Genomic DNA, 1,649 nt, shown 5'->3' with positions numbered 1-1,649 from the left:
GCTCATCGTTACCATGGATTCATCGTCGCTCACCGCCCGTCGGGCGGGCCCAGGGCGGCGCCCACTGCTTAACAACCAAGGAGCCATCATGAACCAGGACCAGATCAAAGGCAGCTTGAAGGAAGTCGCAGGCAAGGTGCAGCAGAAGACGGGCGAACTGACCGGCAACACGACCCAGCAGGTCAAGGGCGCGGCCAAGCAGGTGGAAGGCAACGTCCAGAAGACCTATGGCGATGCCAAGGAAGCGGCCAAGGACTGAGCACTGAGCGCCGCAAGGCGCAAGGCTGGAGCACGCGCGGCGGCTGCTGGGCGGCATTTCAAGAGCAAAAGGGAGCATGAGTCGGAGCATAAGCGGGAGCATGAGCCGGGCAGCCAGCTCATCCGTGTAGGAAAGCTCCTACATCAGGAATCGGAAAAGGCTGATTTTGTTCTACGGCAATTTCCGCGACCATGACTTCGTGATGGCGGTAGATCGGGAAAACGCCAAAGAGTTCTCCGATCCCGCATGAAATGTTTGCTCACCGTCAAGAAGGGACCCCGGAAAGGGAACACCATGAAAAAAACAGTCGGTATCTGCATGTTGACCATCGCGGCCTCGTTGGCTGCTCCCGCCGCCTTCGCTGCCTCCACTGCGGCGATCGATGCCCACACTTCTGCCGCCCCCGACAGCGCCGCGCGCTGGTCGATGTCGGCGATGGATCGTCACATGCCATTGGAGACGCCCCGCCCGCACAAGCTGGCCCAACAGAAATTCCGTTACATGGACATGGCCCAGGCCAAGCGCTCCAAGTCGTTGCGCAATGCGGTGCTGGTCTATGGCGGCGGTGTGGATCGCCCGGCCCGGGACACCCTGCGCGACCCGGCCAAGGCCGGCCCGCAGGCTCCGCTGTATCGCCAGGATGCGCCGGTGCCCGCCCCGCGCGTGATCATGCGGCCCTCGACCTGATCCAGATTCAGATCGCCCCGCAGAAGATCAATATAAAAAATTCCTTGCTAGTGATGTTCAGAATTTCATCGCTGCTGTAGCCGATGAATTTCTTTCTGAACGTGAAGATATGCGCGGCAATCCAGGGCGTAGCGAGGTTATCTTGCGTATGCAATCTGCATACGACAATGGCCTTAATCTCGGATTCACGTCTACGGGACACCTTATTTACATGATGTACATGTCTGCTGATTACCCAAAGCTATTTGAGCGGCCGGAGACACAGCGGTATTTAAGCAAATCCGGTGCATTACCTGAACAGCGTCTAGATGAAATGAAATCCGTCTTGCGTCATCTAGGCAGTACGGTCAAGCAGCGGGAAGAAGAGAGCCGAGCATGGTAGCCCTAGCTGCAATCCCACTTGCTTCGGAAGTCCTTGGTTGGCTGGGTGCAGGTGCCGCTGGATATGCAACCGCGGATATCCTGGAACGCAATACACGTGCGAAGAAAGCGCAAAACTCGGAATTGTCAAAAGCGGCGGTTACAACGCTGTCGAAAGAGAAGTGTAGAGACTGTCCGCCAATAAATGGTTTCCTGTCACATCCTAATCACAGTATGTCTGATATCTCCCGAGATTATCAGGCGCGCGTAACGGGTTATGCGCCCCGGACTGAATGGAATTACAAGGACCGGGATTTTGATGGATTTCACCNAACAAATGCTT

2 protein-coding genes are annotated in these 1,649 nt (G+C 56.6%); both read left to right on the top strand.

What is annotated here, in order from left to right:
• The first annotated feature begins 88 nt into the window (after positions 1–88).
• On the top strand, positions 89–259 hold the full coding sequence (locus I5W_RS04615; protein WP_017453075.1) for a CsbD family protein: 171 nt from the start codon (positions 89–91) through the stop codon (positions 257–259).
• 294 nt (positions 260–553) lie between these two features.
• Entirely contained in the window at positions 554–946 is a 393-nt protein-coding gene (locus tag I5W_RS04610) for a hypothetical protein (RefSeq protein ID WP_252716891.1), read from the top strand.
• Positions 947–1,649: the final 703 nt, after the last annotated feature.

The sequence above is a fragment of the Herbaspirillum sp. B65 genome (assembly GCF_000333555.1).
Taxonomy (GTDB): Bacteria; Pseudomonadota; Gammaproteobacteria; order Burkholderiales; family Burkholderiaceae_D; genus Herbaspirillum; species Herbaspirillum rubrisubalbicans.
Note: the sequence above shows the minus strand (reverse complement) of the source record. Positions and strands in the feature narration are given on the sequence as shown.

What these genes read in the sequence shown, in the direction of transcription:
- I5W_RS04615 (WP_017453075.1), top strand. Translation starts at nt 89, where the DNA reads ATGAACCAGGACCAGATCAAAGGCAGCTTGAAGGAAGTCGCAGGCAAG.
- I5W_RS04610 (WP_252716891.1), top strand. Translation starts at nt 554, where the DNA reads ATGAAAAAAACAGTCGGTATCTGCATGTTGACCATCGCGGCCTCGTTG.